Genomic DNA, 7,527 nt, shown 5'->3' with positions numbered 1-7,527 from the left:
GCGGGATCACCGCGTGCATGCCCACGCCCAGCGGGTCCGGCCAGGCCGCCGCGCCGTTGAACGCGATCGTCGTCGCCGTCAGCAACCACGCCGTCTGGCGCAGCAGCGGGAAGGGGATACGGATCCAGGTCAGGAGCAGGTCCAGCGCAAGGAGAACGCAGATGCTAGCGTCGATGCCGATCGGGAAGACGTAAGCGAAGTTCCCGAAGCCCTTCTTGATGGCCAGCTCACGGACGGCCGCGTAGGAACCCGCGAAACCGATGCTGGCGATGATGGCCGCACCGGTCACGACCACCGCGATCAAAATGCGGTGGGCGCGGGTGAACGTCACTGGAGCTTTCCTCGGTCCCCCGGCCACGCGTCGCAGTCCTCCCCAGACCTTGTCGATGAACTGTCATCACACTCTCACGAGCGGTTACCCAAAACAGCCGACCGGGCAAGGCAGACGACCAATCAACAGCGAATAGTCCGGTTCGCGGTCGAGGTGTGCAGACCACCTCACTGAAGGGCTCGTGGCTATGCCGAGGTATCTCAGCCCAAGAGGGGGCCGGCTTCCGTTGCCGCGGCAACGATCGGACCTCGAACCTGCGACGCACCATGTGCATGGTCACCGCACGGCGGGGCAGCCGGTTTCGCCGGCGGGAGGGAGACCTCGAGCTCGTCGGCCCACGACACGCAGGCCTCTCGTCACGCCTTACCCCCGTTACGGCGCCCGGCCCACGGGCTCACCACAGGGTGTCTTGGTGGTCTCCGAAGGGGTGTCCGGCCGCGAGCGCGGCCGCGATGGCGTCGGCTTCCGTCCCCGGGGCGGCGGCCAGGATGGCGTCCCGGACGGCGACGGCTCGGCCGGCTGCGCTGCGTACGTCTGCGAGCGCGTGCCCGGACAGGTTGCGGCGGGCCTGGAAGTCCATGATGTTCGCGAGCCGGTATCCGGCCATCCAGTGGTCGGGGTTTTGGCAGCTGGTCTCGTCGCAGGTGTGGCGGACCACGGCGCCATCGCGGAGAACGTCCGTGCCGTGGTGTTGAGCGACGCTGAATATGTGCATGAGGGCGACGTGCTGGTTGTCGACGGGATGGTGTGAAACGACCCGGCGGCCAGGCCGCCGGGGTCTTCGTGTTCACGGTGTCGCTTTCGTGGTCACTCTGTCGCGTGCGTCTCCGTGATGGCGAGGCGGGTGGAGGACTCGTCGACGATGCTCTTCTCGTCGGCGAACGCGGCGATGAGGGACTGCAGGGCGATGTTGTTGACCGAGCGGGGCAGGCCGCGGCTGGTGAGGTGGATCAGGTCGACGGCGTCGTCGGAGAACAGCGGGTCCCAGCGGCCGGCGATCGTCAGGTGGTGCTTGATGTAGCTGGCGGTCTCCTCCTTCGTCATGGTCGGCATCTGGTAGCTGATCGAGATTCGCTGGTCCAGGGCCGCCAGGACGCCGTGCTTCATCCGTTTCCGCAGGGTGGGCTGGCCGATCAGCAACACCGCGAACGGCGTCGTGGAGTCCATGTCGTAGTTGGTGAGCATGCGGATCGCGCCCAGCTCGTGGTGATCGAGGAGGTGTGACTCGTCGATGACGACCGCGGGGGTGCGGCCGCGCTCGTCGACCTCGGCGGCCAACGCGGCAGACCCCTGAGCTGCGAGAGCGGCGGACTGGTATTTCGGAGTGCCGCCGAGGCTGGTGACGATGCGGTCATAGAGGCCGCGCATGCCGACCTCCGGGTTGGGTTGGTAGATCACGGTGAAGCGGGCCGGGTCGAGAGAAGCGACGGCGCCCTTGAGGGCGACGGTCTTGCCCGCGCCGACCTCGCCGGTGACCACGCCGATCGCCCGGTTGTTGATGCACCAGGCGATGCGGGCCGCGGCCTCCCGGTGGGAGTTGTGCTGGTGGAGCATGGAGGGGGCCAGGCCCCTGCCGAAGGGGATGCGGGTGAATCCGTAGTAGCCCTGGACGCGGTCGATCAAGGAATCCTCCTGGGGCAGGGGCAGAACTCCGCCTGGGAGGCGGCCAGTTCGGCCGATTCATCGGCCGCGGCCCCGCTGTCCGAGCCGGACAGCGAGACGGACCGCGCGGAAAGCGGTGCGGACGGCGGGACTGTCGAGAGGGCCGGCGTCCTGCTCGGCCCGGTGGCAGCAGACCTCCGCCAGGGCCAGGGCCCGGTCGGCCCGTTCTCGTCCCCGTTTCAGGCTGGACGTCGCCACGGTCAGGCACGTGCTGCCGCGGGCGAGGCCGACGGTACTGCCATCGGTCAGTTCCGTACCGAACGTTCCTGGCTGGCGGGAGGCAGGGTCGAGCGGGTATCTGTACCGCACGACGGGACAAGGGCGGTGATAGGGAGTTGACCCTAGTGGTGCGGTGGCGACGGCCTGCAATACCTCTCTGGATGAGGCGGCCTCCCGTGCCTGGCTCGCGGCGGTCCCAGCGTCAGCGTGCGGTCTCCGAGCTGCGGGCCCAGGGCCGGTACGGTCCCGAACTGCGCGACGTGCTGCCCGCGTTCGTCGGCCTCGGTCTGGCCGTGCTCGCGCCCGTCCTGCTGCTCGTCTGGCTCTACCGCGCGCTCGGCGTCGGCGGGCTGGTTCTCGGCCTGGTCCTGGCCACGGCCGCCGGGACCGCAGTAATACGTCTGCGCCGAGCCGTGGCCCGCCGGCGCGGCGGCCACTACACCGCGGCGGAGTTGGCCCGGCTCAATGACCAGGGCCTGACTGTGGCGGCCGCACGGATGCTGCGGCGTGACGGCTGGCGCGTGGTCGACCTGACCGTGGAGAGAGGGAGCCCGCGTCTGTACGCGAGGGACCGCCGCGGCCGCGAACTCGACGTCGCTTTCAGACCCGTGTCGACAGCAGGCGAGAACGACGTGGGCGCGAGTCGTCCCGCTCCTTTGCGGGATGCGGGACGACCCAGCGTCGACCGCTTGACCCGGGTCGTCATCCACCTCGGCGGCTTCAGCCGCGCGGACGTGATCTGGGCCTCCCGCCAGGGTGGCGTCCACCTCCTCGACGGCCGTCAGCTGCAGCGCTGGGCCTCCGGGGAGTCGCTAGACGACTTGGGTCTCCCGCCGCAGTCGCGGTAACAGTGGATCCGGTCGATTCAGTTGTCGCCGGTGAGGGTGCGGTTCGGGGCGGCGGTGACGACCCGAAGCCAGCGCGCCGCCAGGTCGACCGCCGCCCCGTCGCGGGACCTGCAGCGCGGGCCGGGCGACCCGCCCAGGCGGCTGGCCCAGCCGTTGCGGCCTGACCGGCTGGTGCCGCCGTAGGAGGGCACCACATAGCCGAGGAGTGTGTCCCCGCTGCGCAGGATCCACGTGTGGCTGTCCCGGTAATCGGGAGCGCGCACCAGCTCCGCGGCGTCGACGAGGGCTTGTGCCCGTTTCTTCGGGAGCCGTTGCGGCACTGGCTTGATGGCCGTGGTGTCCCAGGTGGGCAGGGGTGCCGAATCATCACGTGAGGTTTGGGGGGAGCGTGTGCGCCTGGGGGCCGAGGGCGCGGTTGTCAGCGTGGGCGCTGAATCGTCACGTGACGACTTGTCCGGCTCCGGCGGGGTGGCGAGCTTGAGGACCGTCACGGTGGGCGCGGGCCCGAGTGTGGGCAGCGCGTTGGCGAGGGCGGCGGCTTGGTGCGCGCGCGCCGTCAGGACGACCGGGATCCGGGCGAGGATACCCAGGTCGTGGTCGTCGGCGGCTTGCCCGGTGGTCAGGGCCCCGGCGATTCGGCCAGCGGCGAGGGAGAGGCTGTCGGCGAGCTGCCGGGAGGGTACGGCGTCGTACTCGGCGGCGAGCCGCTGTTCGTCGGCAGCCGTGGCGCGGTGGCTGGTCCGCTGTTCCTGCCGGGCTCGGTACGCCTTGGCCTGGCAGGCGCGGGAGCAGTAGCGACGGGCGCGGGGTCCGCGCTGGGCGGGTAGGTCAGTGCCGCACACGGCGCAGGTGCCCATGGAGACCCTCTCAATCGTCACGTGACGCTTGGAAGGTCCAGGATATCCGCAGCACGAGTCGGTGGGATAGAGCAGCTGGCTGCGGCCACCGTTGCGGTGCGGTGCTCCAATCGGGCGGGCCGCACCGGTGCGGGACTTCAGCAGGCCGTGACCAGGGTGGGCTCCAGCAGCGTCTCAGCGGCCACCCCCACGGGTCGCCGCCGAGACGTCCGCACGGCGGCCGCCGTGGTCGGCAGTGCGCCCGCCACGTAAACCGCCCAGGGGTGCCGTCCCAGGACTCCGGCCTGCAGACCCCACCCCAGCGCATCTCGAGATGCGTACGCTGGGGGCATGACGACGCGTGATGACCTCTACCGCTTGGTCGACCAGCTCCGGCCGGAGACGCTCGACGACGCGGCGGCCGCGCTGCGCCAGTACACGCCCGCGGGCTCCGGCGAGCCGCCGTACCCGGCCTCGGTCGGCGTGCTGACCGCGGCGCCGGCCGACCTGTCCACGCACGTTGACGACTACCTCGCCGAGGGCTTCGGCCGGTGACACAATCCGGCGAGTGATTGTCGTCGACACGGGCCCACTGGTCGCCCTCGCCAGTCCGAACGACTCCGCGCACGCGAGGTGCCGGGCCTGGTTCGACTCCCTGCCCACCCGCCGGGACCTGGTAGTGCCTGCCACCGTGGTGGCGGAAGCCTGCTACCTGATAGAGCGGTTTGGCGGACCCTCGGCTGAGGCTGTGTTCCTCGATGACCTGGCGGCGGGCGCGTTCGGCACGGTCACGGGCCTGACGCCGGAGGACCTGCAGCGGATGGGCGGCCTGGTCCGCCAGTATGCGAGTCTGCCGCTTGGCGGCACGGACGCGTCCATCGTGGCAGTCGCCGAGCGGGTCAAGACGCTGCGCGTGGCCACGCTCGACCGGCGACACTTCACCGTGGTGCGGACGAGGCGTGGGGAGGCGTTCACGCTTTACCCGGCGTGACTGTTACCCCTGGCTTGACCTGCGGCAATTTCAGATTCGGGCCCGTTGCTGAGGCGGTCGACCCGGTGTCTCGTACGGTGGCGACATGTCCTCCGCCGACGCATCCCCGCCCCCAGTCCGGGTCACGCTGCCGGACGGCCAGGAGTTCTCTGGGTGGTGAGTGTGGCGTGAGACAGAAAGCGGCATTCTGATGCAGCTCAGCACCGGTGCCGCCGACAGTATCGGGCGCAACAGGTGTGGCGCTATCGCCGGTTCGAGCGAACCGTGGGAAGACCCGCACGGCCCGAACGCCCAGCCGGGAGGAAGCAGACCCGCTACGAGCCTGAGATCCTTCCGACCGGGCCTGGCTGCGTACTGTCAGTCTTGGGGTCGAATCGGCAGGCGACGGGTGTGCTGCGTCGGGATACGGCGCGGCGTGGTGGTGGGCTCGGTGCGCCAGGCATGGTGGGCGTGCAGCAGGTCGGTCCGCTGGTCGGGGTCGGTATCGCGCAGGACCATGCGCAAGGTGATGAGGTCGCGCAGGTCACGGGCAAAGCCGACCAAGGCGCCATTCGGGCGGCGCAGCAGGCGGGCCAGCAGGCCCAGGAGGATGGGGGCGGCGATGGTGGCGATTAGGGCCCAGTCCTGGTGAGGCACGGGTGGTACTCCTTTGCGATCCGGTGTTTCGGTTCGGGTACGGGCCAGCCGGCCTGTCGAGTACCAGGGATAGCCTCGATTGGGGTTCATAGGGTTGATGTGAACGAGGCTGAAGAGCCAGGTCAGGAGGGCGCCAGGTGGGGGACGAGAACGCGGGGGGACCGGGCGGGGCCAGGGAACAGTTGATCGCTGCGCTGCGCAGGACCATGACGCAGCGCGGGATGAACCAGGCCGCCCTGGCCAAGGCGGCGGGTCTCTCCCCTGCCGCGGTCAGCAACATCTTGAAGGGAAAGTCCGTCCCAGGTACCGACACTCTCGACATGCTCGCGAAGGCACTTGGCATCACCGGGCAGGCGCTGCGTAACCTCCACGTGCTGAGAGAGCGGGCCGATGCGCGAGTGCGGCGGCTGGACAGCTACCTGGCTGCCGCCCAACGCGCTGCCCATGAGCATCCCTATCCGGGGGTGCTCCCGGGCACCATGCCGTCCCTGGTTACGGTCTACCTGCGCCAGCAAGCCGTCCGAAGTGCCAGCGAGCCCGAGGCCGCTGCAGGGCCGGACGGCGCCGCGCTGTCGGCCGAGGAGGTGCTGGCGGGCGGGAACACGTGTGTAGTGCTGGCTGGACCGGGAGGCGGCAAGTCCAGCCTGCTGCGCACCCGCTTGGCCTCGGGCACCGCGCGGTGGGCGGTCGGTCGTGGCGAGGACACAGTGCCGGTCCTAGTCTCGGCCGTAGCCTTGGCCGACCTACCGCTGGCCCACGCGCTCGCCGCGGCGGTGTCCATGGACCTGGCCTCCCATGGCCTGGTCGAAGAACTCCCCCCAGCGTTCTTCACCAGCCCGCCGCAGCCGGGCGTGGCCTGGCAAGTGCTCGTCGACGGACTGGACGAGGTCACCGACCCCGCGGTCCGCCGACGCATTCTGCGTACCCTGGCTGCGGTCGCGGTCGGCGATTACGCCAGCCTGTATCGGTTCGTCGTTGCTAGCCGCCCCCTCACCCCCGGGGAACTCGACCTGCTGGGCACCGATGTGCCGCGCTACAACCTGCAGTCTTTCTCCTCTGAGGATGTCGAGCGCGTCGCTGGCGGCTGGTTCCATGCGCTGGGCCTTCCAGGTCCTGACCAGGCCGCCGCAACGTTCTGTCAAGCGTTGCGCCACAGCCGGCTGGCGGAGCTGGCCCGGATCCCGCTGATGATCTCTATGCTCTGCCAGCTCCATGCGGCCGCCCCGCACGGCTCCCTGCCAGCCAGCCGTGGGGAGATCTACCGAGACTTCATCGCTCTGCTCCACGAGCGCCAACACGCCCGAAGCCTCGCGCCCGATCCCACCGGCCTTGGACGCTATGGCCCCGGTGCCCTGGCCCAGGCCGAGCACACGTTGGACCACCTCCACGACGTAATCGCCCACCTCGCCGCCGAACGCCACCGCGGCCGCACAGTCTCGGCGATTCAGATTGTGGAGGCCCTGCCCCAGGCCCAGCGGCCGCAGCGTGTGCCCGTCGAAGCCTGGCGGACCTTCCTACACGCGAGCCTGCGTGGCAGCGGCCTCCTTACCGACCGCGCCGGCGATCTGGTCTTCCTCCACCAGACCCTTCTGGAGTACATGGCCGCACGACACGCCACACGCGACCCCGAGACCACGGCTCACACGCTCCGCCAGGTCTTCCACCAACCTGTCCGATGCAGCCCGCTGGCGAAGCTGCTGGCTGGAGGCCCACCAGGGGTACGGCCGAGGATGTGGCCGTTCAAGTACTGGCAGCCACCACGGCAGGACTCGTCCGTCGTCGGTTTCCTCATCGATGCTGCCCAGGCAAGCAGCTCCGCCGATTGCACCCGCTACCTGGCCCGACTCGCCTCCCGGCGCGCTGGCTTGTATGGCTGTGAATTCATCATCCGTCAGGTCGAGTTGGGGACAGCAGTGCCTGGGGAGGTCCTCCGTGCCACGGCCGGTCTGCTTCATTCCCTGGCCACCGCCAACACCCTCGACGGTCCTGATCGGAGGCGGGCCG

At 69.8% G+C, this 7,527-nt stretch carries 10 protein-coding genes; 4 read left to right on the top strand and 6 right to left on the bottom strand.

Going from position 1 to position 7,527, the window contains the following annotated elements:
• The 3 genes from VXC91_RS40285 to VXC91_RS40275 form a co-directional block, all read right to left on the bottom strand.
• The coding region (locus VXC91_RS40285) for a DUF2637 domain-containing protein (RefSeq protein WP_329512328.1) at window positions 1-331 on the bottom strand (331 nt) is incomplete at its 3' end.
• Between the two features lie 394 nt (window positions 332-725).
• On the bottom strand, window positions 726-1,046 hold the full coding sequence (locus tag VXC91_RS40280; protein ID WP_329512327.1) for a hypothetical protein: 321 nt from the start codon (window positions 1,044-1,046) through the stop codon (window positions 726-728).
• Window positions 1,047-1,138: 92 nt separating this feature from the next.
• Complete coding sequence (locus VXC91_RS40275) at window positions 1,139-1,954, bottom strand: ExeA family protein (RefSeq protein WP_329512326.1); 816 nt, start codon at window positions 1,952-1,954, stop codon at window positions 1,139-1,141.
• Between the two features lie 434 nt (window positions 1,955-2,388).
• Between VXC91_RS40275 and VXC91_RS40270 the strand changes: the two genes are divergently transcribed.
• The gene (locus VXC91_RS40270; RefSeq protein WP_329512325.1) at window positions 2,389-3,060 is read left to right on the top strand and encodes a hypothetical protein; all 672 of its coding nucleotides are present in this window, start codon (window positions 2,389-2,391) and stop codon (window positions 3,058-3,060) included.
• 17 nt (window positions 3,061-3,077) lie between these two features.
• Here VXC91_RS40270 and VXC91_RS40265 read toward each other — a convergent pair whose 3' ends face one another.
• Entirely contained in the window at window positions 3,078-3,938 is an 861-nt protein-coding gene (locus VXC91_RS40265; RefSeq protein WP_329512324.1) for a hypothetical protein, read from the bottom strand.
• A gap of 116 nt (window positions 3,939-4,054) precedes the next feature.
• Window positions 4,055-4,249 (bottom strand): hypothetical protein, encoded by a 195-nt coding sequence (locus tag VXC91_RS40260; protein ID WP_329512323.1) that lies wholly within the window; start codon window positions 4,247-4,249, stop codon window positions 4,055-4,057.
• Here VXC91_RS40260 and VXC91_RS40255 point away from each other — a divergent pair.
• Window positions 4,248-4,451: a hypothetical protein gene (locus tag VXC91_RS40255; RefSeq protein WP_329512322.1), complete on the top strand. Its 204-nt coding sequence runs from the start codon at window positions 4,248-4,250 to the stop codon at window positions 4,449-4,451. The genes VXC91_RS40260 and VXC91_RS40255 overlap by 2 nt on opposite strands.
• Window positions 4,452-4,464: 13 nt before the next feature.
• The gene (locus VXC91_RS40250) at window positions 4,465-4,887 is read left to right on the top strand and encodes a type II toxin-antitoxin system VapC family toxin (RefSeq protein ID WP_329512321.1); all 423 of its coding nucleotides are present in this window, start codon (window positions 4,465-4,467) and stop codon (window positions 4,885-4,887) included.
• 357 nt (window positions 4,888-5,244) lie between these two features.
• Here the strand turns inward: VXC91_RS40250 and VXC91_RS40245 are convergent, their stop codons facing one another.
• Window positions 5,245-5,523 carry a hypothetical protein gene (locus VXC91_RS40245; protein ID WP_329512320.1) on the bottom strand — a complete coding sequence of 93 codons (279 nt, stop codon included), beginning with the start codon at window positions 5,521-5,523 and terminating at the stop codon, window positions 5,245-5,247.
• Window positions 5,524-5,660: 137 nt separating this feature from the next.
• Between VXC91_RS40245 and VXC91_RS40240 the strand changes: the two genes are divergently transcribed.
• On the top strand, window positions 5,661-7,527 hold a 1,867-nt coding region (locus VXC91_RS40240; RefSeq protein WP_329512319.1), incomplete at its 3' end, for a helix-turn-helix domain-containing protein.

The organism is Streptomyces chiangmaiensis (genome assembly GCF_036281785.1).
In the GTDB taxonomy this organism is placed as follows: Bacteria; Actinomycetota; Actinomycetes; order Streptomycetales; family Streptomycetaceae; genus Streptomyces; species Streptomyces chiangmaiensis.
Note: the sequence above shows the minus strand (reverse complement) of the source record. Positions and strands in the feature narration are given on the sequence as shown.